This window comes from Pseudomonas campi (genome assembly GCF_013200955.2).
GTDB lineage: Bacteria > Pseudomonadota > Gammaproteobacteria > Pseudomonadales > Pseudomonadaceae > Aquipseudomonas > Aquipseudomonas campi.
This window is the reverse complement of record NZ_CP053697.2, coordinates 1,616,173-1,640,737: the sequence shown is the minus strand read 5'-3', so window position 1 is coordinate 1,640,737 and position 24,565 is coordinate 1,616,173. Positions and strand designations below refer to the sequence as shown.

Genomic DNA, 24,565 nt, shown 5'->3' with positions numbered 1-24,565 from the left:
TGGGCCATAGGCCGCGCCCCACATGGCCTGCAGGCACCTGTGGAGCGGGTCGCAGTATACACCCCGAGGTCAGGTCGGCGAGTTGTCCAGGCCCCAACAGAAAGCGCACCCGTCGTAGCCCGGATGCAATCCGGGAACAGGCAGCTCCGCTCCCGGATTGCATCCGGGCTACCACGCCGGCAACGCGGACAATCCCCTCTCCCACTTGTGGGAGAGGGGAGCCAAGCACTTAGGTGAACCGAATTACCAGCGGAGCTGGGTTCACCCAGCACAGGGTATCAGCGCAGCGCCAACTCATGGCGCACGCGCGGCACCAGCAATTCACCAAGCAGGGCCAGGACGCCAATCGCGCCGGCGATCCAGTACCACTGGGCGATCGGGTCGAAACCCAGCCAGCCGAGGGCATGCAGGAACACCATGAGGATCAGCACCGGGCTGACGTAGCGCACCATGAACAGCCACAGGGCATAGCCGGCCGGCGCCAGGCCCAGTTCGTCACGCATGATCTCGCTGCGCAGGCAGTAGCCGGCGAGGATCACCATGCAGATCCCGCCCAGCGGCATCATCCAGCGCGAGGTCAGGTAGTCCAGGCCATCGAACAGGGTAAAGCCGAACAGCTTCCACTCGGCGCCGACGTTGAACGAGAGCATCGCCAGCAGGCTGATCACCAGCAGCAGCGCCCCGGAACCGGCGGCCGCCTTGATCCGGCTGATGCCGTGCTTCTCGTTGAGGTAGGCGACCAGCGCCTCGATCATCGAAATGGCCGAAGTCAGCGCGGCGACCGAGACCATGGCGAAGAACAGCACGCCAAACACCGTGCCGAACGGCATCTGCTGGAAGGCCAGCGGCAGGCTCATGAAGATCAGGCCCGGGCCGGCGCTGGGGTCCATGCCATTGGCGAAGATCACCGGGAAGATCGCCAGACCGGCCAGCAGCGCCACGCAGGTATCGGCGATGGCGACGATAAAGGTGGTGCGGGCGATGGACTGGCCGTCCGGGATATAGGAGCCGTACGTGAGGATGGCGCCGGAAGCCAGGCTGAGAGTGAAGAAGGCATGGCCGAGGGCCGCCAGCAGCGCTTCGCCGGTGATCTTCGAGGCATCGAAGGTGAACAGGAAGGCAAAGCCCTGGGTAAAGCTGCCGCTGGTCCAGGCATAGCCGACCAGTACGATCAGCATCAGCGCCAGCCCCGGCATCATCCAGCGGAAGGCCTTCTCCACCCCGGCCTGCACGCCCTTGCCGACGATCCACAGGGTCAGCAGCGCCACCAGCACGCTCCAGCCGCCCAGTTGCCAGGGGCTGGCATTGTGCGTTTCAAACACCTTGGCCAGGGCGTCCACGCTGGGCGCGGCCAGGGCCCCCGAGGCCATCTTCCACGTGTAGGCGAAGGCCCAGCCGGCCACCACCACGTAGAAACACAGGATCATGAAGCCGGCGAGCATGGCCATCAGGCCGACGCTCTTCCACAGCGGGTTACTGTTGTTCTCGCGCACCACGCGGGCGATGGCGTCGATCGGGCTGCCGCGGCCACGCCGGCCGAGGGCGATCTCGGTCATCATCACCGGAATACCGATGGCCAGGATGCAGGCCAGGTACATCAGGACGAAGGCACCACCGCCGTATTCGCCGGTGATGTAGGGGAATTTCCAGATATTGCCCAGGCCCACAGCGGAGCCGGTTGCAGCGAGGATAAAGCCCCAGCGCGAGAGCCAGAGGTTCTTCGGTTTTTCACGGGTCATGCGTCACCTGTTGTTTTTATCGTGACGGGGATCGAACCCGCCGCGCTTGTGGCACGGCGGAGCTAGGCAAGACATTGGTCTTCCCCTCTCCCGATCGGGGAGAAGGTCAGGCAGAGGGCCAACCCTACTGTGCGTCGGGCTGCACCTCCGGAGCGGCGTTCTTGAACGCATCGAGCGCTTCGCAGCGCGCCGCGATAGCGAGGATGCGCGGATAGCCGCTGAGGTCACACTCGAAGCGCCGCGCGTTGTACAGCTGCGGGATCAGGCAGGCCTCCAGGTAGCCGGGGCGTTCGCCCAGTGACAGGCGCCCATCAAATACGGCCAGGCCCTGCTCCACCGCCGCCAGGCCGTTGTCGACCCAGTGGCGGTACCAGGTGTTCTTCGCCTCGTCGGAGGCGCCCAGCTCAGTGGACAGGTACTGCAGCACGCGCAGGTTGTTCAGCGGATGGATGTCGCAGGCGATATGCAGGGCCAGGGCGCGCACCTGGGCGCGTTGGGCCGGGTCGGCCGGCAGCAGCGCCGGTACCGGGAACACCTCGTCGAGGTATTCAAGGATGGCCAGCGACTGGGCGATGCGCACCCCGCCATTGCCGGCATCCACCAGCAGCGGCAGCAGGCCCTGCGGATTCAGCGCCAGGTAGTCGGCAGAGTGCTGCTGGCCACCGTCCTTGACCAGGTGCACCGGCACCTGCTGGTAGGCCAGGCCCTTGAGACCCAAGGCGATGCGCACCCGGTAGGCGGCGCTGGAGCGCCAGTAGGAATAGAGCGTCAGCATGGTTCCCTCCCCGTAGCCCGGATGCAATCCGGGAATGCCTGCTCGGTCTCCCGGATTGCATCCGGGCTACGCATATTTTTCCACCGCCTGGTCGATGGCGCCGAAGATGCTGTGGCCGGCGGCGTCGAACATCTCGATGCGCACGCGGTCGCCGAACTTGAGGAACGGCGTCTTCGCCTCGCCGCTCTCGACGATCTCCAGCATGCGTTTCTCCGCCAGGCAGGACGAGCCGGCACTGCGATCGTAATTCGAGACAGTTCCGGAGCCGATAATGCTGCCGCTGCCCAGCGGGCGGGTCTTGGCGGCATGGGCGACCAGGGTCGGGAAGTTGAAGGTCATGTCCACGCCGGCATCCGGCTGGCCGAACAGCGCGCCGTTGATGTGCGAGACCAGCGGGCGATGCACCTTGCCGTCTTTCCAGGCGTCGCCCAGTTCGTCAGGGGTCACCGCTACCGGCGAGAAACTCGACGACGGTTTGCTCTGGTAGAAGCCGAAACCCTTGGCCAGCTCGCCGGGGATCAGGTTGCGCAGCGATACGTCGTTGACCAGCATCAGCAACTGGATATGCCCGGCCGCCTCGGCCGCGCTGGCGCCCATCGGCACGTCGTCGGTGATCACTGCCAGCTCGGCTTCCAGGTCGATGCCCCAGGCCTCGTCGGCCATCAGGATCGGGCTGTGCGGCGGGATGAAGCTGTCGGCGCCGCCTTGGTACATCAGCGGGTCATGCCAGAAGGACTCCGGCATCTCGGCGCCGCGGGCCTTGCGTACCAGCTCGACGTGGTTGACGTAGGCACTGCCGTCGGCCCAGTGAAAAGCACGCGGCAGCGGGCTGTGGCAGTCGGCCTGGTCGAAGTAGAAGGCATCCGGTTCCAGACCATCGTTGAGGCGCTGGTAGGTCGCCTCCAGGTGCGGGCGCTTGATCGCCCAGTCGTCCAGGGCGGCCTGCAAGGTGGCGGCAATCTGCGGCACCTTGACCGCGCGGGTCAGGTCGCGGGATACGACGACTAGCGAGCCGTCGCGGCCTTGATTCAGTGATGCGAGTTTCATAAGCAGTTTCCGTCAATATGTAGGAACCAACTTGCTGGCGATCAGCAGGTCAACAGCATCGCCAGCAAGCTGGCTCCTACCGGTTTGTTCAGACTGATTTCCCCGGCGCACGCCAGGAGTTCACGTATTCGGGCACGTCCACGCCGGCGGCGGCTTCGGCCACCTCCAGGGCGCGGCGGGTGTCGATCATCACCGCCACTTCCTCGGCAAAGGTCGCCGGGTCTTCCGTGGCCTTCTTCAGCGCCTTGGGATGCGGGCCGTGGGGGAAGCCGCAGGGGTGGAAGGTGACCATCCCGGCCTCGATGTTGTCGCGGCTGAAGAAGTTGCCGCGGTGGTAGAACAGCACCTCGTCGTAGTCGTCGTTGTTGTGGAAGAACGGCACTTTCAGCGCGCCCGGATCGGACTCGATCGGCCGCGGGGTGAAGGTGCAGACGACGAAGCCATTGGCGACGAAGGTGGTGTGCGCCGAGGGCGGCAGGTGGTAGCGGTGGCTCATCAGCGGGCGGATGTCGCGCCAGTTGAGGCGCACCACTGTGTTGTCGCCGTGCCAGCCGACCACATCCAGCGGGTTGTACGGATAGGTCACCGTGCTGATCTGCTCGCGCCGCTTGATCCTGATCTGCCAGGGGTTTTCGTCCTGCTGGGCCTTGAAGGCGGCGTCGATGCGCGGATGGTCGAGCACCGCCGGGTCGAAGATCGCCTGCGCGCCGAGCAGGCCTTTGTCCGGTAGCTGGTAGGCGCCGTCGGTGTTCTCGATCAGCAGGAAGTGGCTCGGTGCCGTCGGCTCGATACGCCAGGCGGTGCCGCGCGGGATCACCAGGTAGTCGCCGTCGCGGTATTCCAGGTGGCCGAAGTCGCAGTAGAAGTGCCCAGCGCCGTCATGCACGAACAGCAGCTCGTCGCCGTCGCTGTTGCGCACCAGGTGGCGCATGGCGCCGTGAGTCTTCCACACGCGCAGTTTGACGTCGGCGTTGTGCAGGGTCAGCGGCGCCTCCAGCGGGCAGTCGCGCTCGCTGGCGATCTGGTTGAAGTTGAAGGCGTGCGGGCGCAGCGGCCCCTCCCAGTCGACCCAGCCGGTCGGCGGGTGCTTGTGATGCAGGTGGGTCACCGGGCCGAAGAAGCCCTCGCGGCCCATCTCGCGCTCGTAGGTGCCCTGCGGGAAGTCGCAGTGCGCCTGGCGCGAGCACTCGCCTTCACGCAGGGGAAAGCTGATCCAGTTACGACTCATGGCGTAGCTCCAGACATGTAGGGTGGAAAACCGCGAAGCGTTTTCCACCAAATACTCGTGCTCCCTGGTGGATGTGAAAAGCGACATCCACCCTACGGTTCACTCCGCGGAAATCACACCGCGCTTGATCTGGTCTTCTTCGATGGACTCGAACAGCGCCTTGAAGTTGCCTTCGCCGAAGCCCTGGTTGCCCTTGCGCTGGATGATCTCGAAGAAGATCGGCCCGATCACCGTGTGGGTGAAAATCTGCAGCAGGATGCCGTCATCACTGGGCGCGCCGTCGATCAGGATGTTCAGCTCGCGCAGTACCTCGGTCGGCTCGCCATGCCCGGCGACGCGGGTGTCGACCTTGGCGTAGTAGGTGTCCGGGGTGCTGAGGAATTCCACGCCGTTGGCGCGCAGCTGGCGCACGGTGGCGTAGATATCCTCGGTGCTCAGGGCGATGTGCTGGATGCCTTCGCCGTGGTACTCGCGGATGAATTCCTCGATCTGCGACTTGTCGTCGGCCGACTCGTTGATCGGGATGCGGATCTTGCCGCACGGCGCGGTCATGGCCCGCGACAGCAGGCCGGTGAGCTTGCCTTCGATGTCGAAGTAGCGGATCTCGCGGAAGTTGGCGATGCGCTCGTAGAAGCCCGACCAGACGTCCATCTGCCCGCGCTTGACGTTGTGGGTCAGGTGGTCGAGGGCCTGCAGGCCAACCGCGTTGTCGTTCGGCGTGCGGCCTTCGATGTACTCGAAGTCGACGTCGTAGATGGTCTTGTCGCCGTAGCGATCGACCAGGTACAGCAGCGAGCCACCGATGCCTTCGACGCAGGGGATGTTCAGCTCGCCGAAGTTGGCATGACTGCCGACCAGCGTGGCGCCCTGGGCCTCGACATAGGCGGCGGCCTGGGCCGCGTTCTTCACCCGGAAGGCCATGGCGCAGGCGCTGGGGCCGTGTTTCAGGCCGAACTCACGGACATGGCCGGTGGGGCTGCCGTTGAGGACGAAATTGATGTCGTTCTGCTGGAACAGCCAGACTTGCTTGGAGCGGTGCTTGGCGGTTTCGGTGAAGCCCATGGCGGTGAACAGCTGGCGCAGCTGCTCGATGCCTTCCGGCGTCGGGGCGGTGTATTCGACGAATTCGAAACCGTCGGTACCAATGGGGTTGTGCTGCTCGATCATGGCCACGGCGTTCATCCGGCCTCCGCGTTGTTGTTGTAGGCATGGTTGTTGTAGGCATGCGCCCTGCCCTGACGGCAGCGCGCTGTGGATAGCCTCATAACAACCCGCGAACCGCAGACGAACAAGCCGACCTGCGACAGCCTGACCCTCACCCTGTCCGGCTGATCGGCAGGTTTTCCTTACACCCCTGAAATCGCCGGAAAGCGCCACCGCAACGGCTTGCCATGCGTAACGATTTCTTGCCAATGCGGTTCAGGAAGCTGCCAGCAGACGGCGCAGCGCGTTTCAGGTGGACTGATTGGCGGTCGCCAGCCACTCACCTTGCGGCGCCTCTGCCAGGCTGGACAAGGCAAAAGGCTGCGGCCGGGCGATCACGTAGCCCTGGGCGTAGTCGACGCCGATCTCGCGCAAGGCCTGGAGGATCTCCTCGGACTCGACGAACTCGGCGATGGTCAGCTTGCCCATGACATGACCGATATGGTTGATCACCTCGACCATGGCCCGGTCGATGGGGTCTTCCAGCATGTCGCGGACGAAGCTGCCGTCGATCTTCAGGTAATCCACCGGCAGGTGCTTGAGGTACATGAAGGACGACATGCCGGCGCAGAAATCGTCCAGCGAGAAGCGACAGCCCAGGCCTTGCAGCTCGCCGATGAAACGGGTGGCCTCGGCCAGGTTGGTGATCGCCGTGGTTTCGGTGATCTCGAAGCAGATCATCTGCGGCGGCACCGGCTGGCTGGCGAACTGCTCGCGGATGAAATCGAGGAAGGCGCTATCGCCGATGCTCGCCCCTGACAGGTTGACGGCGCAGGTAGCGCTGTCCTGCAGGGCACCGCTGGCCAGCTGCTCGGCCAGGGCCTGCAGGGTGTTGCGCAGCACCCAGCGGTCGATCAGGTGCATCAGGCCGTAACGTTCGGCCGCCGGAATGAAACTGCCGGGGCCGATGATCTGGCCATTCTCGTCCTGCAGGCGCAGGAGGATTTCCACATGCACGCTCTCGACCTCGTCGCGCAGGGCGATGATCTTCTGCGCATAGAGGCAGAAGCGGTCCTCCTGCAGGGCCGTGTGGATGCGCTGCACCCAGCTCATCTCACCGACCCGCAGGGACAACTCGGAGTCGTCCGGCTGATAGGCGTGCACGCGGTTGCGGCCCTTCTCCTTGGCCGAATAGCAGGCCATGTCGGCAGTGCGCAGCAGTGACTCCAGGCTGCTGGGGCCTTCGCTGATCTGCACCAGGCCAATGCTGACGCTGATGGCAAAGGGGCGACCGTTCCAGATAAAGCGCAAATCCTGCACGGCCTTGCGCAAGGCCTCGGCAATCCGCTCGCTGGCCTCCGCCGGGCAGTTTTCCAGGAGGATGCCGAACTCGTCACCGCCCAGACGCGCCAGCGTGTCGCCCTCGCGCAGGTGCTGTTGCAGCTCACTGCAGACCTGGCGCAGCAACTCGTCGCCGGCAGCATGGCCGCTGGTATCGTTGACCAGCTTGAACTGGTCGAGATCGAGAAACATCAGGGCATGCCGCCGGTGCTCGTGCTGCAGGCGTTCCAGCAGCTGGGCCAGGCGGTATTCGAACTCGCGCCGATTGACCAGACCGGTCAGTGCATCGTGGCTGGCCTGCCAGGACAGGCTGGCGACGAACTGGCGCTCGCGGGTCATGTCGTGCAAGACCATCACCGCCCCGCTGACCTGGCCGTCGGTAAGGATCGGCGTACCGACCAGATTGACCGCCACCGAGCTGCCGTCCGGACGCAGGATCAGTTTGGTGTGGTCGCATACGCTCTGGCTGCTGCCCGCCAGGATCGCCTGCACGAAGGGCTCGTCGCCCTCGCCTGGCTGTTCGTCGACAATCGAGAACAGCGCATCGAAGGGCTGGCCCTGAGCCTCCCCGATCCGGCAACCAATCAGCTGCTCCGCCGTCGGGTTCATGTAGGCGATATGACCACGCGGGTCGAGGCTGATCACCGCATCGCCAATCGCCGCCAGGGTCACCTGGGCGCGCTGCTTCTCGCGCTCCAGGGCGTAATCGGCATACTCGCGCTCGATCAGCAGCTTGCGCGTGCGCAACACTGCCAGGCCGATCAGCAGCGCGGCGGTAAGCAGGTTGAGCAGCGTCAGCAGGCGCAGCACCACCCGCGAGGCTTCGCCGAGGATGCTGGAAAATGCCTCGGCGGCCGGCGTGGCACCGTTGTTGATCTGCTCGACACGTGCCTGCCAGTCGGCCCTCTGCCCAGCGCTGACCTGACTGCGAGTGATGCTGGCGTGCATCTCGTCCGCCAACGCAGTCAGCTCGAAGATGTAGCGATCTGCCAGCGTCCATTGCGCGATGGCCCGTTGCAGGTAGCTGAAGTCGCGAAAATTGCGAAACAGCCAGATCATTGCCTCGACATCGTCGGGGTGATTCTTGCCCTGCAGAATGCCCGCGTTCGCCGCCACCAGATCAGGCTCGTCCCGGCTCAACTCGACCCGGAAGACGTGATCGCCCAGAGGCACGGCAATCGCCTGGCGGTATTGCTGGAAATGCTTGGGGTCCTGGCTCTGCGCATAGAGATCGAGATGATGGATGGCATCCTTGAGGCCTTTCGACCACAGGCTCTCGCCGCCCACATAGGCGCGCACGGCCGACATCACATAGAGGCTGCCGCCGGCCAGCAGCGCCTGCAGCAGAATCACCAGGGCAAACGGCCAGACCAGCCGCAACAACTGGGCAGTGGTACGCGCTCGCCTGGCACCGATCTCCGTACTCATCAATTCCTTTCTCCTGACCGTACCGCGCGCAGTCATGGCCCAACTACGCCAGTAAAAGCGCCAATCCCTTGCGCCAAACTCGGGGTGAGAACAACAAGGCAGCCCTGCCCCTGCCTCAAGGGGCATATGGATGAGGTATAGATGGCTTTTTTGCTGAACGACAGGTCAGGAGTAGCGAGCAATCGCGAAAGTTTCCAATTCAGCAGGTTGGATCATGATTGCAGTGGTTCGATGGTGCTTGCGTAGGGTGCGCAGGCTCTCAGCGCCGGCGAAACAACGGTCGCGGCTCGATCACCGAGCGACCGTACTGCACGCTCATGCCGGCCAGGCCCTTGAGCGCATCCTCTGCCGACTTGTCGGCACGCACGGCGAAGCTGTCGAAGCCGCACTGGCGCATATGGCTGAGCTGGTCGCGCAGCACATCGCCGACTGCGCGCAACTCGCCACGCCAGCCCAGGCGCGTACGCAGCAGGTAGGCCTGGCTGTAGCCACGGCCATCACGGAAGGTCGGGAAGTCCACGGCAATCAGCGGTAGCGCCGGCAGGCAGATGACCAGGCTTTCCACCTCGTCGTCCGGCGCCAGCCACAGGCCATCGCGGCTGGATTGGCGCCCAGCCAGCACCGCGTCGCTCTGCCGTTCGCGCCACTGCGCCAGGGGCAGAATCAGTGGCGCCTGCTCGGGCGTTGCTTCACCCTGGCGAACCAACTGCCAGGGATCATCGTCAACCAGCCGCGCCGCGCCCTCCACCAGCCTGATCAGGTTGTTCATGCCGGCACCTCCTGCGGGCGATAGACCCGCTGCTTGAACGGCTCCAGGCCGATGCGCGCCACGCAGTCGACGAAGTGCTCGCCCAGTGCGCGCTGCTGCAGGTAGACCTGGATCAGGCTCTCGATTACCTGCGGCACTTCGTCGGCGCCGAATGCCGGGCCGATCACCTTGCCCAGCGCGGCCCCGTGGCCTTGGGCGCCGCCGAGGGTGATCTGGTACCACTCGCTGCCGTTCTTATCCACGCCGAGAATGCCGATGTTGCCGATATGGTGGTGGCCGCAGGCGTTCATGCAGCCGGAGATATTCAGGCTCAATTCGCCGATATCGTGCAGGTAGTCGAGGTCCGCGAAACGCTGCTGAATGGCCTGAGCGATGGGAATCGACTTGGCATTGGCCAGGGAACAGTAGTCGCCACCCGGGCAGGCGATGATGTCGCTGAGCAGGCCTATATTCGGCGTGGCCAAACCAGCCGCCGTGGCCAGCTGCCAGAGGTGATACAGGTCGCTCTGGCGCACATCCGGCAGCACCAGGTTCTGCTCGTGGGCCACGCGGACTTCGCCGAAGCCGAAGGCCTCGGCCCAGTCGGCCACCGCGTCCATCTGCGCGGCGGTGATATCGCCCGGCGGCAAGGCCGCGCCCGGCTTGCTCGACAACACCACGCTGGCATAGCCCCGCACCTTGTGCGGGTGCACGTTGCGCGCCAGCCAGCGGGCAAACTGTGGGTCATGCAACTGCTCGCCCGGCTGCACGCCGCCATCGGCCAGCACGGCGTAGGCCGGCGGCTGAAAGTGCGTGGCCACACGCCGATACTCCTCATCGGTAAGCTCGGCCGGGCCATCCTTGATCGTCGCCCACTCCGCCTCCACCTCCTGGGCAAAGGCCTCGATACCCAGGGCTTTGACCAGGATCTTGATCCGCGCCTTGTACTTGTTGTCGCGCCGGCCGTGGCGGTTGTACACGCGCAGGATGGCCTCGACGTAGCTCAGGGTATGGCGCCACGCCAGGCCCTCGCGGATCGGCACACCGATATCGCGTACCCCAGGCCACCGCCGACCAGCACGCGCAGCAGCTCGCCGGTAGCATCGCGGTACAGCTGCAGGCCGATATCGTGCACCTGCACCGCCGCGCGATCCTCGGCGGCAGCACACAGGGCGATCTTGAACTTGCGCGGCAGGAACAGAAATTCCGGGTTGACCGTCGACCACTGGCGGAGAATTTCTGCCAGTGGTCGCGGGTCGAGAATCTCGTCAGCCGCCACCCCGGCGAAGGCCTCGGTGGTGACATTGCGCACGCAGTTGCCGGACGTCTGGATGGCGTGCATCTCTACCGCCGCCAGCTGTTTGAGGATGTCCGGCACCTGCTCAAGCTCGATCCAGTTGAACTGGATATTCTGCCGGGTGGTCAGGTGGCCGTAGCCGCGATCATGCTCGCGGGCGATGTGCGCCAGGGTGCGCAACTGGGTCGACGACAGGGTGCCGTAGGGAATCGCCACCCGCAGCATGTAGGCGTGCTTCTGCAGGTACAGGCCATTCTGCAGGCGCAGCGGCAGGAACTCCTCCTCACTCAGCTCGCCACTCAGGTGGCGTTGCACCTGGTCGCGGAACTGCGCCACCCGCTCGCGCACCAGCGCGTGGTCGTAATCGTCGTACTGGTACATCCCGCCCCCTCATCCACCACCCGCACAGCGGGTTCAAGTGAGGGTGACTATGGCGGGGCGGAGCGCGAGCAGAACAGACTCAGATTGGTCGGGAAAGTACGGAGCAGATGTCGAGAGAGCGCGCTACGACCAATAGAGCGGGGCTGCAGATTGGCTAAAACCCACCAAGAGTGCTCGTTTAGGGAGAGGAAAATAAATCTGTCCCTTTTTCCCCTGGCAGCCCAGCCAGACCGCCATCCACTACCACGGCGGCCTGCTCGAACTGCTGGCCACCACCCACCGGCGGAGGACTGTGGTATGACCCCATTACCCCTTGATGTGATCGCACTTAGCAACAAATTCAGCAGTTCCACGGGGCGTAGCATGACCAACTTCTACCCCACCCACCCGCTGCCCAGCCCCAACTTCGGCGGTCTGGTGATCAAGAACTTCGCCTGCAGAGGTACCTGCGCTTCAGTTACCTACCTCACAACAGCTGTTCACTGTCCCAAAGAATTGAGACCTTCACTCCGCCTCCCAACCTCACCTTCGGCATCTCTTGTTAAGAGATATCGATCACCCAGTAATTCCAACCGAATGGGGTTTGAAAAGCTCCTCACTCGCCACATAACCCTCCAGAGAGCTTCTTGCAGCTCTAAGCCCATTAAGCAAGTTGCTCACGTCCTGAGTGTTGCTGATGTCATCCGGATGTATTCGGTCAGAGAAACGTGCAATCGCCACCTTGACGTCTTGAATATGTTTCAGCAGAAGCCGATCACCGGTTGCCAAAAGCAGGGTAGAAAACTGTTGCTGTATATCCTGAAGAAGCGAATAAAGCAGGAGACGAGTTGCACCATACGAATAACCGTTGCGGCCGTTACGAAGCTCTCCTACGAATCTCTCAGCCGTATTGATTACCTTAATCAATTGGATGTACTGCCCAATCTCGACTGCGCGCCTGTCATCTTGCCTGCTGCGCTGCTCTGCAGCCCTCAGGCGCCAAGGCACAACTATGGCCACCGCAATCGCGGCCATCGCACCGATAGCCTGAGCCCAGCCAGCAGAATCGGCGGGCAGCCAGCCATGCTTTACCCAATATGCAACGGAGCCAACGAGCAACCAAACAGCCGCACTGCCAATCATCAGCCACCACAGAGCCCAAAGTGTGGCCTCGACCATCCTTGCCTTGAGATCACTTTTCATTTACCAGTCCAACTTCTATTCATAGTGTTTGCCGTATTCGGCCATAAATTCGTCGGCTGCCTCCTGCCAACCCCGAACCTTCTCTTTTGCATAGTCCTGAAGACGTCTGGTTATGCCCTGTTCCGCTCGCAATATTGCCTGCAATTCACACAGGACATCTTCGGCATTGCTGACGAGCATCAGTGTTCCAATTTCTGGCTCGAGTGCTATCCGGCCCACGCGATCAATCGCAGCCTGAACTCGCGCCTCGAAGTACCTAAAGTCCTTCCAATCATCACGCGGCCTCCCAGTCTCATCCCTAGGAAAATCAGCAAAGATAATCTCGCTGAGAACTCGGTACATTTCTTGGCAAACGACATATCGCACATTGTTTACTCGGTCCTTCAGGTGCCATCGCTGCCACTTACGCTCGGCTTGCGCGATACCTATCGCGACAATCAAGGCAATGATTGCACCTATGGCCTGAACCCAGCCTGGCGCGGTGTCCTTATTCCATACGAAAGCATCCAGCCAAGCACCATCCGCACTAAACAGCCAAAGCAGCAAAATAACTATGACTGGAGAAATCAACAGCCCGGCAAGGATTACCAACGGCCGGATTTCAATTTTGTAGTCGCGCCATCGCTTCAGAATCATCCCTCAATCTCCACCATCCCTAACCGATGCAGAGTGCCCGCGGCCGACTCACTAGTCCACGGGGATCTGCGCTTCGCAGAATCTCCAGTGCCGGCAGCAGCCTGACAAGAGGGAGACCTATGTTTCTCACTGAGGCAGAACTTCAAACCCTCTCCGGCAAGGTGAAGCCCAGCGCCCAAGCGCGCTGACTCAAGGCCGAGAAGATCGCCTACATCATCGGCGGCGACGGCAAGCCCAAGGTGCTCCGCGACCTAGTGGTTGCACGCCTCGGCGGCGCCGCCCAAACTCCCTGAAGCCTTCAAATAGACAAATCACGCTAAGTTATTGAATGACAGACCTTTCTCAACACACACCGATGATGCAGCATCATCGGTGTGTGTTGTGGCTTGCACTGAATTTGCCCAGCGATCTGCCTGCCGCGTCATCAGCACGGCTAAGCCACAGCATCTGATCCGCTTTTTATCGATCAACCTGAATCTGTTATGTAAGTGCTGACGCGCCGACCATTGCCTCATCTTGGAAAAGCTTGATGAGGCAGCTGTCATGAGCGAACGCATCCCCGCGCGGATCGTGGAATCCATCGACGTCACCCAGCCTGTGCGGCTGACGCCATCCCTGGCTGGCGGGCCGATCCATACCCGAAGTTTCAGCGGGCGTTTCCGCAACCTGCGCCTGTATGGCGCCGGTCTGTTGTTCCTGATTTTCTTCGGTACCGCCTGGCTCGACTGGGACGGGCGCCAGGCGGTGCTGTGGAACCTGGCCGAGCACCGCTACTACATCTTCGGCGCGACCTTCTGGCCGCAGGACTTCATTCTGCTCTCGGCGCTGCTGATCATCGCCGCCTTCGGCCTGTTCACCGCCACGGTGGTGGCCGGGCGCATCTGGTGTGGCTACACCTGCCCGCAGAGCGTGTGGACCTGGGTGTTCATGTGGGCGGAAAAAATCACCGAGGGCGAACGCCACCAACGGATCAAGCTGGACGCCGCGTCCTGGTCGCTGAACAAGCTGGCCCGGCGTAGCGCCAAGCACGCCATCTGGCTGGCCGTGAGCCTGCTCACCGCGCTGACCTTTATCGGCTACTTCACCCCGATCCGCGAGCTGAGCGCAGAGCTGTTCAGTCTGCAACTCGATGGCGCCACGCTGTTCTGGGTGCTGTTCTTCAGCGCCGCCACCTACCTCAACGCCGGCTGGCTGCGCGAAAAAGTCTGCGTGCACATGTGCCCCTACTCGCGCTTCCAGAGCGCCCTGTTCGACCAGGACACATTGCTGGTGGCCTATGACGCGAGCCGCGGCGAAGGCCGTGGCCCGCGGCGCAAAGACAGCGACCATAAGGCCGAGGGCCTGGGCGACTGCATCGACTGCCAGATGTGCGTGCAGGTCTGCCCGACCGGTATCGACATCCGCGACGGCCTGCAGATCGACTGCATCGGCTGCGCCGCCTGCATCGACGCCTGCGACTCGATCATGGACAAGATGGGCTATGCCAAGGGTCTGGTCGGCTACCGCTCCGAGCGTGAACTGCAGGGCGGCAAGACCCACTGGCTGCGCCCGCGCCTGCTTGGCTATGGCGTGGCCCTGACACTGATGATCGGCGCCTTCATCTGGGCCCTGGAAGCGCGCTCGCTGGTGTCCATCGACGCCGCCAAGGACCGCAGCATGTACCGAGAAAACGCCGCCGGGCAGATCGAGAACACCTACCGCCTCAAGGTGATCAACAAGACCCAGCAGGCCCAGCGTTATAGCCTGCAACTGCTGGACAGCCCCAGCCTGCGCCTCGACGCGCCCCGGCAATTGCTGCTGGCCCCGGGGGAAATCCTCGACGTGCCGGTGACCCTGGTGCAGCTCGCCGAGCAGGCCAGCGCGACGGCTATGCCGATCCGTTTCGAGGTCAGTAACCTGGCCGACGCCAGTGAGCGCGCGCAGACCCAGAGCATGTTTATCGCCCCGGCCAGGCGCTGACGAGCATGCGCCGGCAACTCGCCGTAGACTGTGGCTCACCATGGGCCGCAGTCACGGACACGATGAAGCGCTACGAGAAATTCGCCGACCAGATAGCCGAGCTGATCCGTTCCGGAATGCTCACGCCCGGCGAGAAAGTACCTTCGGTGCGCCACGCCAGCCGCACCTATGGGGTCAGCCCGTCCACCGTATTTCAGGCCTATTACCTGCTGGAAGACCGCGGGCTGATCCAGGCGCGGGCGCGCTCCGGCTATTTCGTCCGCGAACTGGCGCGGCACTCCCTGGCCGAGCCGGAGACCAGCGCGCAGGCGGCGCAGACCACCGAGGTGGATGTCAGCGAGCTGGTGTTCTCCGTGCTCGGCTCACTGAAAGACCCGCACACGGTGCCCTTCGGCTCGGCCTTCCCCAGCCCGCAGCTGTTTCCCCTGCCGCGCCTGGCGCGTTCCATGGCCCACGCCCTGCGCGACATGCCGGCGCATGCGGTGATCACCGACATGACCAGCGGCAACCCCGACCTGCGCCGGCAGATCGCCCTGCGCTACATGGTCGCCGGCGTGCGCCTGCCGCTCGACGAGCTGGTGATCACCAACGGCGCCCTGGAAGCGCTGAACCTGTGCCTGCAGACGGTGACCAGCCCCGGCGATCTGGTGGCCATCGAGGCGCCGGCCTTCTACGCCACCCTGCAGGTGCTGGAACGACTCAAGCTGAAGGCGGTGGAAATTCCGGTCAACCCGCGTGAAGGCATCGACCTGGAGGTGCTGGCCGAACGCCTGGCCAACCTGCCGATCAAGGCCTGCTGGTTCATGAGCAGCCTGCAGAACCCGCTGGGCGCGAGCATGAGCGACAGCAAGAAGCAGGCGCTCTATGAACTGCTACAGCAGCGTCAGGTGCCGCTGATCGAGGACGACGTCTACGCCGAGCTGTACTACGGCGCGCAGCCGCCCAAACCGGTGAAGAGCTTCGACCGCGACGGCCTGGTGATGCACTGCGGCTCGTTCTCCAAGAGCCTGGCGCCGGGCTACCGGGTCGGCTGGGTGGCCGGCGGCCGTTATGCCGAGCAGATCAGCCGGCTCAAGCTGATGACCACCATCTCGCCCTCGGTGCCGGCCCAGGCGGCCATCGCCGACTACCTGCAGCACGGCGGTTACGATCGCCACTTGCGCAAGCTGCGCCATGCCCTGGAAACCCAGCAGGGCGCGATGCTCGCCTCCGCCGCCCGGCACTTCCCGGCGGGCACACGGGTGACGCGGCCCAGCGGCGGCTACTTCCTCTGGTTCGAGTTCCCCGAGCAGGTCGATTCGCTGCAGCTGTTCCAGCTCGCCCTGGCCCAGGGCATCAGCCTGGCGCCGGGGCCAATCTTTTCCGCCACCCGGCGTTTTCGCAACTGCGCGCGCCTCAACCACGGCCATCCCTGGGATGCGCAGAGCGAGCAGGCCATGGAACTCATCGGGCGGATTCTGGCCTCATTTTGAGCGTGCGCACTGATCAGCGCGGCAACTGTGCCGATACGTGGTAAAGCCGACGTCGAAATAGTGGCACACTGATACTTATCCAGCCGACACCACGACAAGAACCACAATAGAGTGAAGCGCCATGAGCACTGACAGCGATACCAGCACCAACGAAATGCTCAGCGACCTGCAGCGCATCGAGCTGCTGGAGAAAACCGGCAAACTCAACCGCCTGCTGATTTACGGCCTGAGCGGCGGACTGGTACTGGCGCTACTGGCCATCCTGCTGGTCGGTCTGCTCGGCGGCGGTGGTGAAGAGGAAGAAGCGGAAAAGGGCCCGAGCCTGGCCAGCGTCAAGGCGCTGGAAGCGCGGCTGGCCAGCCTGGAACAGCAGGTCGAACCGCTCAAGCAGCAGGTGCAGAACCAGCAAGCGCTGTTCAATCTGCTCAAGGGCGGGCTGCCGGCACCCGCTGCCACGCCAGCGCCAGCTGCGACTGGGGCTGCGACTGCCAGCACTGAGCCCGACAAGTCCGCCAGCGAGACCAAGCTGATGGTGGCCAGGACCCTGATCGGCCAGGAGCAGAGTTACCAGAAGACCATCACCGCCCTGAAAAGCGGCATGCGCGACCTGGCCGGGATGATCGCCGGCTCGCGCAGCTGGCTGGAAGACTATGAGTCAGACCTGAACAAGCCGCTGGCCGAAAGTCAGGCGCGGGCCAAGGCCCTGCAGCAGTGGGCCAACGGCAAGCCGGCCTCCGCAACGCAATAAGAGCCTGTCATGACGCTTACCGCCGCCCTGCTCGCCTATGTACTGGCCGCCAGCCTGCTGACCGTCACCCCGGGCGTAGACACCGCGCTGATCCTGCGTACCGCTGCGCTGGAAGGGCCGAAGCGTGCGGCCATGGCCGCGCTCGGCATCAACGCCGGCTGCCTGCTCTGGGGCGCCGCCGTGGCACTCGGCCTGGGCGCGTTGCTGGCCGCCTCGGAGCTGGCCTTCAACATCCTCAAGTGGAGCGGCGCCGCCTACCTGTTGTGGCTGGGCCTGCAGATGCTGCTCAAACCCCGCAGCGAATTCAGCCTGACCAGCACCGCCGAGGAGGAACGCCATGGTCAGCTCGGCTGGTTCATCAAGGGCCTGCTGGGCAACCTGCTGAACCCCAAGGTCGGGGTGTTCTACGTATCCTTCCTGCCGCAGTTCGTGCCGGCCGGTTACCCGGTGGGCAGTTTCAGCTTTGCGCTGGCCTGCATCCACGTGCTGCTTGGCCTCTTCTGGGCCGCCGCACTGATCCTCGCCACCCGGCCGCTGGCTACCTTTCTGCGCCGTGGCGGACTGGTCCAATGGCTGGACCGCGCCACCGGCTCGGTGCTGCTGGTATTCGCTGCGGGCCTGGCGCTCGCCAAGCGCTAATTCTGCATTGGCGTTGCCTGCGCCTGAATCAGACACTGCCCGGCAGCACCTGCCTCGCCATACACGGCCGGTGCACCCGCCTGCCCCTACGGCCCGGATTGGGAATACCTTGATCCCGGTAGGCCGCGTGACCCGTTGACCGCTGCCGCCATCACCACCCTCGCCCGAGAGCCCGGGCGGCGCGCCCGCACCGCCCTACATTTGCCCAAGTAAGCCTGACAGCCGAACGCTTACGACTCCCAGGGCTTGCCGCGGGTATCCGGGTGGATCGGCAGTTTCTGTTGCAGCGCGGCCTTGGCCAGCATGTGCGCGCTGATCGGTGCGGTGATGAAGAGGAACAGGGTGATCAGCAGTTCATGCAGGCTGAGGCCATCGCCGCGACTGCCGAAAAACAGCAGCGAGGCGATCACCAGGCTGCCGACCCCAAGGGTGGTGGCCTTGGTCGGGCCATGCAGGCGGGTGAAGAAATCCGGCAGGCGGTACAGGCCCACGGCGCCGACCAGGGTGAAGACACTGCCGCTCAACAGGAAAAACGCCACCAGGGCTTCGATCCACAGGTTCATCGCGGTGCTCCTATTCGATGATGTCGCCGCGCAACAGGTATTTGGTGATGGCCACGGTGCCGATGAAGCCCATCACTGCAATCAGCAGCGCCGCTTCGAAATACAGGTCCGAGCCTTCCCAGATACCGAGCAGCACGATCAGGGCGATGGCGTTGATGTACAGGGTGTCGAGGGCGAGGATGCGGTCCGGCAGGCTCGGCCCCTTGACCAGGCGCGCCAGGGTCAGCAGCAGGGCCAGCCCGAGCAACGCCAGACACAGCGGAATCACGTAGCCGAGCATGTGAACACCTCGCGCAGTGGCGCTTCGTAGCGCTGTTTGATTTGCGCCACCAGGGCTTCCTCGTCCGGCACATTCAGACAATGCAGCAACAGTGTGCGGCGGTCGTCGCTGAGATCGGCCGATACCGTGCCCGGGGTCAGCGAAATGATGCTGGCGAGCATGGTCAGCGCCAGTTCATCTTCCAGCAGCATGGGCACCTCGACGAAGGCCGGACGCAGCTGGCTGCGCGGATTGAGGATCAGGCGCGCCACCTGCAGGTTGGCGACCACAATATCGCCGAGCACCAGCAGCAGGAATTTGCACAGCAACCCGGGGTGCTCGACCCGCGGTGGATTGATCCAGAACACCCGGGTGATCAAGGGAATCAGCCAGCCGAGCACACTGCCGAGCAGCAGGTGACCGACACTGAACTGGTTCACCAGCAGCAGCCAGAGCCCCAGCAGGCACAGGCTGAGCAGTGGATGGGGCAACCAGCGCCAGGTTTTCATAGGCCACCTCCGGCTTGCAGGGTCTGCCGGTAGGCAGCCAGGTCATGCAGCTGGCTGACGGTCGCCGCCAGGTACTCCAGCACCGGCGCGGCCAGCAGCACCAGCAGCGGGCTGAGCAGCAGCAGGCCGAGGCAGGCGCACAGGCGACCATAATCCAGCTCGGCGCTGTCCAGCTGATCGCGCCCGACCCGCCAGAACAGCGTACTGCCGGCACGACTGAGCGCCACCAGGGTGCCCAGCCCGCCAATCAGCAGCAGCGGCCACAGCCACAGCGCCTGCTGGCCCTCGACCGCCTGCAACAGCAACAGCTTGCCGAGGAAGCCGGACAGCGGCGGCAGGCCGGCCACGGCAATCGCCGCGAAGAAAAACAGGCCGCCGAGCAGATGCGGATTCTGCAGCGCCGGGCCCTGCACTAGATCACCGCCCTTGACCCCGCGCTGACGCGCCACCAGGTCAGCCAACAGGAACAGCGCCGCCGAAATCCAGGTGCTGTGCAGCCAGTAGTACAGCGCGGCCTGCAGCGCCTCGGCCGTACCCAGCGACAGGCCGGCCAGCAGCGTGCCGACGGAAATCACCACCAGGTAGGCGACCAGGCGCTGCAGGCTGCAGGCCGACAACGCGCCGAGCACGCCGATGGCGATGGTCAGCAGGGCCAGTGGCCACAGCCAGTCCTGGGCCAGGTTGGCCAGGCTGCCGGCCTCGCTGCCGAAGATCAGGGTGTAGACGCGCAGGATCGAATACAGGCCGACCTTGGTCATGATCGCGAACAGTGCCGCGACTGGCGCGGTCGCCGAGGCATAGGCGCGCGGCAGCCAGAAATACAGCGGCAGGAACGCCGCCTTGAGGCCGAACACCACCAACAGCAACAACCCGGCGGCGGCCAGAATCGGCGCCTGGTCGGCATCGGCGGCGGCCACCTTGACCGCCAGATCGGCCATGTTCAGCGTGCCGCTGACGCCATACAGCGCGCCCACGGCGATCAGGAAGAACGCCGAGCCGAGCAGGTTGAGCACCACGTAATGCAGGCCCGCGCGCACCCGCTCGCGTCCGCCGCCATGCAGCAGCAGCGCGTAGGAAGCAATCAGCAGGATCTCGAAGAACACGAACAGGTTGAACAGGTCGCCGGTGAGGAAGGCGCCGTTGATGCCGAGCAACTGGAACTGAAACAGGCCATGGAAACTGCGCCCGCGCTCGTCGTCGCCGCGCAGCGCATACAGCAGGGCGAACAACGCCAGCAGCGCAGTGAGCAGCAGCATCAGCGCGCTGAGGCGATCGAGCAGCAAGACGATGCCAAACGGCGCCGGCCAGTTGCCCAGGGCATAGGTCTGCACGCTGCCCAGGTCGGCCTGGGCCAGCAGCCAAAGGCTGCACGGCAACAGGGCCAGGGTCGCCAGCAGCGACAGCGCACGTTGCACACGCAGGCTGGCGCCGCTGGCGAGCAACAGCAGGCAGCCGACAAACAGCGGAATCAGGATCGGCAGGATCAGGCCATGGTTCATCATGGCGACTCCTCGCCATCGACATGGTCATTGCCCTGCTCGCCCAGGCTGCGCAGGGCCAGCACCACGACAAACGCGGTCATCGCGAAGCCGATGACGATGGCCGTCAGCACCAGCGCCTGCGGCAGCGGGTCGGTGTACTGGCCGCCCTCGCGAATCACCGCCGGCATGCCGCTCTGCAGGCGGCCCATGGCGAACAGGAACAGGTTGACCGCGTAGGAGATCAGGGTCAGGCCCATGACCACCGGGAAGGTGCGCGCGCGCAGCAGCAGGTACACCCCGCTGGCAATCAGCACGCCCAGAACCAGCGCATACAGCGCTTCCATATCAGAGTGCCTCCTGTGTGCTGTCGCTGCGGGTCAGTTTGCCCAGCTTGGCAAGGATCATCAGGGTGGCGCCGACCACGGTGAGGTAGACGCCCAGATCGAAGAGCATGGCGGTAGCCAACTCGAATTCGCCCACCAGCGGCCAATGGAAATGACCAAAGGCGGTGGTCAGGTAGGGGTAGCCAAACGCCCAGCTGCCCAGACCGGTGAGGCTGGCGATCAGCACGCCGAGGCCGGCCAGGTAGTGATAGTTCAGCGGCAGGCGACTCTGCGTCCAGCTCACCCCGCTGGCGACGTATTGCAGAATCAACGCCACGGCGGTGACCAGCCCGGCGATGAAACCGCCGCCCGGCAGGTTGTGGCCGCGCAGGAAGATGAACACCGAAATCAGCAGCGCCATCGGCAGCAGCACCCGCGACAGGGTGGCCAGCAGCAGCGGATGGCGGTCCCGCGCCCACAGGTGGCCGGCGGCATCAGTGCCGGGCTGGGTCAGGCGCAAGCCATCGAGCAAGGCGTAGATGCCCACGCCGGCAATCGCCAGCACGCTGATTTCACCGAGGGTATCGAAACCGCGGAAGTCCACCAGAATCACGTTGACCACGTTGGTGCCGCCACCGCCCGCCACGCTGTTGTCGAGGAAGAACCCGGAAATGCTCTGCAGCGGACGGGTCATCACCGCATAGGTCAGCAAGGCCACTGCCCCGCCACAGCCCAGCGCCACACAGAAGTCACGCAGGCCGCGCAGGCTGCTGCTTTCCGCCGGGGTCTGGGCCGGCAGGAAATACAGCGCCAGCATCAGCAGGATGATGGTCACCACCTCCACCGACAGCTGGGTCAGGGCCAGGTCCGGCGCCGAGTAGCGCACGAACACCAGGGCCACCATCAGGCCGACCACGCTGAGCATCAGCAGGGCCACCAGGCGCTGGCGATGGAAGATCACCGTGAGCAGCGCGCCGCCGCAGAGAATCAGGCTGCCCAGCAAGGCCGCGCCATCGATCGGGCTCAGGCCCAGCGAGCCGGTCAGGCGCTCCAGCGGCGCCAGCCCAGATACCAGTACCACCAGCGCCGCCAACAGCATCAAGGCCAGGTAGCGCTGCAACGAACCACTTTCCAGGCGCCCGGTAATCGCGGCGCTGAGGCTGACCAACAGGCGCACGCCGCCCTCGAACACTTCCTTGGCATCCACGTCCGGCAAGCCGGCGTACCAGCTGAACAGCGGCTTGCGGCAGACATACACGAGCACCCCGCCGAGGGTGGCCACGGCGCTCATCAGCAACGGCAGGTTGAAACCGTGCCAGATCGCCAGGCTGTATTCGGGCAGTTCGCCGCCCAGGCTGGCCGAGGCCGCCACCGCCAGCAGCGGCGCCACGGTGTAGGCCGGCAGCATGCCGACCAGCAGGCAGAGGAACACCAGGATCTCTACCGGCACCTTCATGTAGCGCGGTGGCTCGTGGGGTGGGTACTTCGGCAGGTTGATCGGCTCGCCATTGAAGAACACGTCGTGGATGAAGCGCAGCGAATAGGCCACCGAGAACACCCCGGCCAGGGTCGCCGCCGCCGGAATCACCCAGCTGAAGCTGCCCAGCAGATGCTGGCCGAGGGTCTCGCTGAAGAACATCTCCTTGCTCAGGAAGCCATTGAGCAGCGGCACCCCGGCCATCGCCAGGGACGCCACCATGGCCAGCACGGCAGTGTGCGGCATGTACTTCCACATGCCGTTGATGCGGCGCATGTCGCGGCTGCCGGTCTCGTGATCGATGATTCCTGCGGCCATGAACAGCGAGGCCTTGAAGGTCGCGTGGTTGATGATGTGGAAGATCGCCGCCACCGTCGCCAGCTGGGTACCCAGGCCGAACAGCAGGGTGATCAGGCCCAGGTGGCTGATGGTCGAGTAGGCCAGCAGGCCCTTGAGGTCATGCTGGAACAGGGCCATGCCAGCGCCTACCAGCAGGGTCGCCAGGCCGGTCAGGCTGACCAGGTAGAACCACAGCTCGGAGTCGGCCAGCGCCGGGTACAGACGTGCCAGCAGAAATACCCCGGCCTTGACCATGGTCGCCGAGTGCAGATAGGCGGAAACCGGAGTGGGCGCTGCCATCGCATGGGGCAGCCAGAAGTGGAATGGGAACTGCGCCGACTTGGTGAACACGCCCAGCAGCACCAGCACCAGGGCCACCGGATAGAGGGCGTGGGCACGGATCTGCTCGCCAGCCGCCAGCACCACGCTAAGTTCGAAGCTGCCGACGATATGGCCGATCAGCAGGACTCCGGCGAGCAATGCCAGGCCTCCCCCGCCGGTCACCGTCAGGGCCATGCGGGCGCCTTTGCGGGCATCGCCACGGTGGCCCCAGAAGCCGATCAGCAGGAACGACGACAGGCTGGTCAGCTCCCAGAACACCATCATCAACAGCAGGTTTTCCGACAGCACCACGCCAAGCATGGCGCCCATGAACAGCAGCAGGTAGCTGAAGAAACGGCCGATGGCCTCATTCTCGGCCAGGTAGTAGCGGGCGTAGAGGATCACCAGCAACCCGATCCCGAGGATCAGCAGGGCAAACAGGAAGCCCAGGCCATCCAGGCGCAGCGCCAGGTTCAGCCCCAGCTGCGGCAGCCAGGGCTGGGCTACCAGCAGCAACTCGCCGGAGAACACCTGCGGCGCCTGCAACAGCAACAGGCTCAGCGCCAGCACAGGCGCCAGGGCCGCCGCCAGGACACAGGGCAGTCGGCCAAACCGCTCACACAAGACCGGCAGCAAGGCGCCGAGAAATGGCAAACCGACGATGAGCAAGAGCTCCATGAATCCCCCTGTACTGGTTCGCCGTGAAGGCGCCATATGGATGGCGACAGAAAAGGCGAAGGATCTTCCAAGATGCTTCCGTGCCCAGGCTAAGCCTTTGTCTGCACAGAACTATTCGCCGATTATCGCGATCAATGAAGGCCGCGTCATTGATGAATTATTTCCAAAGCTGTGCGCAGAACACAGAAATACCCCACGCCAATGAAAAGGCCCGGCAATTGCCGGGCCTTGAGCCTGCTGAGAATGACTCAGTGAGCGACGCGGCTGGTGCCGTCGACGGTCATGATGCGGACACGCTCACCCACGCGGAACACCTCGTTTTCCTGCACCTGCTGCACGTAGGCACGCAGGGTGCCGTCGTCTTCGCGCACGGTGATTTCCACACCCTGGGTGCGGGTCAGGCCTTCCTCGGTCATGGAGCCGAGGAAACCACCGGCCAGAGCACCAATCACCGCCGCCACCGCAGCACCGCGACCGTCGCCGATACCGCTTGCAGCCACGCCACCGATGACTGCTCCGGCCCCTGTGCCGATAGGCGTCTTGGTGCCTTCGATCTTCACTGGACGCAGCATTTCGATAGTACCCAGGCGAACCGTCTGCACCTTGCGCGCCTCGTCACGGCTGTAGCTATCGCCGCTGAGGTTGGAAACGCAACCACCCAAGGTCAGCGCCAGGGCAGCAAAAGCTGCAGTCAACAGCATGGATTTACGCATTTGGTTCTCTCCGTGTAAGACAGTAAACATTAGACCGCGCCCATTGCGCTGTGTCACCGCCTCCCTGCTCTGAATATAGAGGATGGTCGCGACAATAGGTCCGATTCCCGGCGCCGTATTCTTTGATTAGGGTAAAGCC

21 protein-coding genes and 1 pseudogene are annotated in these 24,565 nt (G+C 64.1%); 5 read left to right on the top strand and 17 right to left on the bottom strand.

The window, feature by feature from the left end; genetic code table 11:
• Positions 1 to 278: 278 nt before the first annotated feature.
• From HNE05_RS07570 to HNE05_RS07525, 10 genes and pseudogenes are all read right to left on the bottom strand, one after another.
• Positions 279 to 1,739, bottom strand: coding sequence for a sodium-dependent transporter (locus tag HNE05_RS07570; RefSeq protein ID WP_173205116.1), 1,461 nt, complete (start codon positions 1,737 to 1,739; stop codon positions 279 to 281).
• A 124-nt stretch (positions 1,740 to 1,863) separates the two neighbouring features.
• A complete protein-coding gene (maiA, locus tag HNE05_RS07565) occupies positions 1,864 to 2,514 on the bottom strand; it encodes a maleylacetoacetate isomerase (protein ID WP_173205113.1) in 651 nt (216 codons plus the stop codon).
• A 66-nt stretch (positions 2,515 to 2,580) separates the two neighbouring features.
• Positions 2,581 to 3,561 (bottom strand): fumarylacetoacetate hydrolase family protein, encoded by a 981-nt coding sequence (locus HNE05_RS07560; protein ID WP_173205110.1) that lies wholly within the window; start codon positions 3,559 to 3,561, stop codon positions 2,581 to 2,583.
• An 88-nt stretch (positions 3,562 to 3,649) separates the two neighbouring features.
• Positions 3,650 to 4,789, bottom strand: a complete 1,140-nt coding sequence (locus HNE05_RS07555; protein WP_173205107.1) for a homogentisate 1,2-dioxygenase — start codon at positions 4,787 to 4,789, stop codon at positions 3,650 to 3,652.
• A 99-nt stretch (positions 4,790 to 4,888) separates the two neighbouring features.
• On the bottom strand, positions 4,889 to 5,971 hold the full coding sequence (gene hppD, locus HNE05_RS07550; protein WP_173205104.1) for a 4-hydroxyphenylpyruvate dioxygenase: 1,083 nt from the start codon (positions 5,969 to 5,971) through the stop codon (positions 4,889 to 4,891).
• A gap of 270 nt (positions 5,972 to 6,241) precedes the next feature.
• The gene (locus HNE05_RS07545) at positions 6,242 to 8,701 is read right to left on the bottom strand and encodes an EAL domain-containing protein (RefSeq protein WP_173205101.1); all 2,460 of its coding nucleotides are present in this window, start codon (positions 8,699 to 8,701) and stop codon (positions 6,242 to 6,244) included.
• A gap of 259 nt (positions 8,702 to 8,960) precedes the next feature.
• On the bottom strand, positions 8,961 to 9,470 hold the full coding sequence (locus HNE05_RS07540) for a DUF934 domain-containing protein (protein ID WP_173205098.1): 510 nt from the start codon (positions 9,468 to 9,470) through the stop codon (positions 8,961 to 8,963).
• Positions 9,467 to 11,127, bottom strand: a pseudogene (locus tag HNE05_RS07535) (nitrite/sulfite reductase). The gene HNE05_RS07540 and the pseudogene HNE05_RS07535 overlap by 4 nt, the downstream one beginning before the upstream one ends.
• A 555-nt stretch (positions 11,128 to 11,682) precedes the next feature.
• Complete coding sequence (locus HNE05_RS07530) at positions 11,683 to 12,309, bottom strand: hypothetical protein (protein ID WP_173205091.1); 627 nt, start codon at positions 12,307 to 12,309, stop codon at positions 11,683 to 11,685.
• 15 nt (positions 12,310 to 12,324) lie between these two features.
• Positions 12,325 to 12,945, bottom strand: coding sequence for a hypothetical protein (locus tag HNE05_RS07525; RefSeq protein ID WP_173205088.1), 621 nt, complete (start codon positions 12,943 to 12,945; stop codon positions 12,325 to 12,327).
• A gap of 543 nt (positions 12,946 to 13,488) precedes the next feature.
• Here HNE05_RS07525 and ccoG point away from each other — a divergent pair.
• The 4 genes from ccoG to HNE05_RS07505 all read left to right on the top strand — a co-directional run bounded on the left by ccoG (position 13,489) and on the right by HNE05_RS07505 (position 17,763).
• Positions 13,489 to 14,904, top strand: a complete 1,416-nt coding sequence (ccoG, locus tag HNE05_RS07520; RefSeq protein WP_173205085.1) for a cytochrome c oxidase accessory protein CcoG — start codon at positions 13,489 to 13,491, stop codon at positions 14,902 to 14,904.
• Between the two features lie 62 nt (positions 14,905 to 14,966).
• Positions 14,967 to 16,376 (top strand): GntR family transcriptional regulator MpaR, encoded by a 1,410-nt coding sequence (gene mapR, locus HNE05_RS07515; protein ID WP_173205082.1) that lies wholly within the window; start codon positions 14,967 to 14,969, stop codon positions 16,374 to 16,376.
• A gap of 121 nt (positions 16,377 to 16,497) precedes the next feature.
• Positions 16,498 to 17,124: a hypothetical protein gene (locus HNE05_RS07510; RefSeq protein ID WP_173205079.1), complete on the top strand. Its 627-nt coding sequence runs from the start codon at positions 16,498 to 16,500 to the stop codon at positions 17,122 to 17,124.
• A 9-nt stretch (positions 17,125 to 17,133) separates the two neighbouring features.
• A complete protein-coding gene (locus HNE05_RS07505) occupies positions 17,134 to 17,763 on the top strand; it encodes a LysE family translocator (RefSeq protein WP_173205076.1) in 630 nt (209 codons plus the stop codon).
• 230 nt (positions 17,764 to 17,993) lie between these two features.
• Here HNE05_RS07505 and HNE05_RS07500 read toward each other — a convergent pair whose 3' ends face one another.
• Genes HNE05_RS07500 through HNE05_RS07475 form a run of 6 tightly spaced genes read right to left on the bottom strand, consistent with a single transcriptional unit; the run spans position 17,994 to position 23,713 of the window.
• Positions 17,994 to 18,326, bottom strand: coding sequence for a Na+/H+ antiporter subunit G (locus tag HNE05_RS07500; protein WP_173205073.1), 333 nt, complete (start codon positions 18,324 to 18,326; stop codon positions 17,994 to 17,996).
• A 10-nt stretch (positions 18,327 to 18,336) separates the two neighbouring features.
• A complete protein-coding gene (locus HNE05_RS07495; protein ID WP_160081594.1) occupies positions 18,337 to 18,606 on the bottom strand; it encodes a K+/H+ antiporter subunit F in 270 nt (89 codons plus the stop codon).
• Positions 18,591 to 19,094, bottom strand: a complete 504-nt coding sequence (locus HNE05_RS07490; RefSeq protein ID WP_173205069.1) for a Na+/H+ antiporter subunit E — start codon at positions 19,092 to 19,094, stop codon at positions 18,591 to 18,593. Before HNE05_RS07490 ends, HNE05_RS07495 begins: the two co-directional genes overlap by 16 nt.
• Positions 19,091 to 20,593, bottom strand: a complete 1,503-nt coding sequence (locus tag HNE05_RS07485; RefSeq protein WP_173211628.1) for a monovalent cation/H+ antiporter subunit D — start codon at positions 20,591 to 20,593, stop codon at positions 19,091 to 19,093. Before HNE05_RS07485 ends, HNE05_RS07490 begins: the two co-directional genes overlap by 4 nt.
• Positions 20,593 to 20,919 carry a Na+/H+ antiporter subunit C gene (locus HNE05_RS07480; protein WP_173205066.1) on the bottom strand — a complete coding sequence of 109 codons (327 nt, stop codon included), beginning with the start codon at positions 20,917 to 20,919 and terminating at the stop codon, positions 20,593 to 20,595. Before HNE05_RS07480 ends, HNE05_RS07485 begins: the two co-directional genes overlap by 1 nt.
• Position 20,920: 1 nt before the next feature.
• Positions 20,921 to 23,713: a monovalent cation/H+ antiporter subunit A gene (locus tag HNE05_RS07475; protein ID WP_173205063.1), complete on the bottom strand. Its 2,793-nt coding sequence runs from the start codon at positions 23,711 to 23,713 to the stop codon at positions 20,921 to 20,923.
• On the opposite strand from HNE05_RS07475, the gene HNE05_RS07470 reads away from it, so the two are divergent.
• Positions 23,712 to 23,918, top strand: coding sequence for a hypothetical protein (locus HNE05_RS07470; protein ID WP_173205060.1), 207 nt, complete (start codon positions 23,712 to 23,714; stop codon positions 23,916 to 23,918). The genes HNE05_RS07475 and HNE05_RS07470 overlap by 2 nt on opposite strands.
• A gap of 43 nt (positions 23,919 to 23,961) precedes the next feature.
• On the opposite strand, the gene HNE05_RS07465 is transcribed toward HNE05_RS07470, so the two are convergent.
• Positions 23,962 to 24,426 (bottom strand): outer membrane lipoprotein, encoded by a 465-nt coding sequence (locus HNE05_RS07465; RefSeq protein ID WP_173205057.1) that lies wholly within the window; start codon positions 24,424 to 24,426, stop codon positions 23,962 to 23,964.
• Positions 24,427 to 24,565: the final 139 nt, after the last annotated feature.

What these genes read in the sequence shown, in the direction of transcription:
- HNE05_RS07570 (WP_173205116.1), bottom strand. Translation starts at nt 1,739, where the DNA reads ATGACCCGTGAAAAACCGAAGAACCTCTGGCTCTCGCGCTGGGGCTTT.
- maiA (WP_173205113.1), bottom strand. Translation starts at nt 2,514, where the DNA reads ATGCTGACGCTCTATTCCTACTGGCGCTCCAGCGCCGCCTACCGGGTG.
- HNE05_RS07560 (WP_173205110.1), bottom strand. Translation starts at nt 3,561, where the DNA reads ATGAAACTCGCATCACTGAATCAAGGCCGCGACGGCTCGCTAGTCGTC.
- HNE05_RS07555 (WP_173205107.1), bottom strand. Translation starts at nt 4,789, where the DNA reads ATGAGTCGTAACTGGATCAGCTTTCCCCTGCGTGAAGGCGAGTGCTCG.
- hppD (WP_173205104.1), bottom strand. Translation starts at nt 5,971, where the DNA reads ATGAACGCCGTGGCCATGATCGAGCAGCACAACCCCATTGGTACCGAC.
- HNE05_RS07545 (WP_173205101.1), bottom strand. Translation starts at nt 8,701, where the DNA reads ATGAGTACGGAGATCGGTGCCAGGCGAGCGCGTACCACTGCCCAGTTG.
- HNE05_RS07540 (WP_173205098.1), bottom strand. Translation starts at nt 9,470, where the DNA reads ATGAACAACCTGATCAGGCTGGTGGAGGGCGCGGCGCGGCTGGTTGAC.
- HNE05_RS07530 (WP_173205091.1), bottom strand. Translation starts at nt 12,309, where the DNA reads ATGAAAAGTGATCTCAAGGCAAGGATGGTCGAGGCCACACTTTGGGCT.
- HNE05_RS07525 (WP_173205088.1), bottom strand. Translation starts at nt 12,945, where the DNA reads ATGATTCTGAAGCGATGGCGCGACTACAAAATTGAAATCCGGCCGTTG.
- ccoG (WP_173205085.1), top strand. Translation starts at nt 13,489, where the DNA reads ATGAGCGAACGCATCCCCGCGCGGATCGTGGAATCCATCGACGTCACC.
- mapR (WP_173205082.1), top strand. Translation starts at nt 14,967, where the DNA reads ATGAAGCGCTACGAGAAATTCGCCGACCAGATAGCCGAGCTGATCCGT.
- HNE05_RS07510 (WP_173205079.1), top strand. Translation starts at nt 16,498, where the DNA reads ATGAGCACTGACAGCGATACCAGCACCAACGAAATGCTCAGCGACCTG.
- HNE05_RS07505 (WP_173205076.1), top strand. Translation starts at nt 17,134, where the DNA reads ATGACGCTTACCGCCGCCCTGCTCGCCTATGTACTGGCCGCCAGCCTG.
- HNE05_RS07500 (WP_173205073.1), bottom strand. Translation starts at nt 18,326, where the DNA reads ATGAACCTGTGGATCGAAGCCCTGGTGGCGTTTTTCCTGTTGAGCGGC.
- HNE05_RS07495 (WP_160081594.1), bottom strand. Translation starts at nt 18,606, where the DNA reads ATGCTCGGCTACGTGATTCCGCTGTGTCTGGCGTTGCTCGGGCTGGCC.
- HNE05_RS07490 (WP_173205069.1), bottom strand. Translation starts at nt 19,094, where the DNA reads ATGAAAACCTGGCGCTGGTTGCCCCATCCACTGCTCAGCCTGTGCCTG.
- HNE05_RS07485 (WP_173211628.1), bottom strand. Translation starts at nt 20,593, where the DNA reads ATGAACCATGGCCTGATCCTGCCGATCCTGATTCCGCTGTTTGTCGGC.
- HNE05_RS07480 (WP_173205066.1), bottom strand. Translation starts at nt 20,919, where the DNA reads ATGGAAGCGCTGTATGCGCTGGTTCTGGGCGTGCTGATTGCCAGCGGG.
- HNE05_RS07470 (WP_173205060.1), top strand. Translation starts at nt 23,712, where the DNA reads ATGAATCCCCCTGTACTGGTTCGCCGTGAAGGCGCCATATGGATGGCG.
- HNE05_RS07475 (WP_173205063.1), bottom strand. Translation starts at nt 23,713, where the DNA reads ATGGAGCTCTTGCTCATCGTCGGTTTGCCATTTCTCGGCGCCTTGCTG.
- HNE05_RS07465 (WP_173205057.1), bottom strand. Translation starts at nt 24,426, where the DNA reads ATGCGTAAATCCATGCTGTTGACTGCAGCTTTTGCTGCCCTGGCGCTG.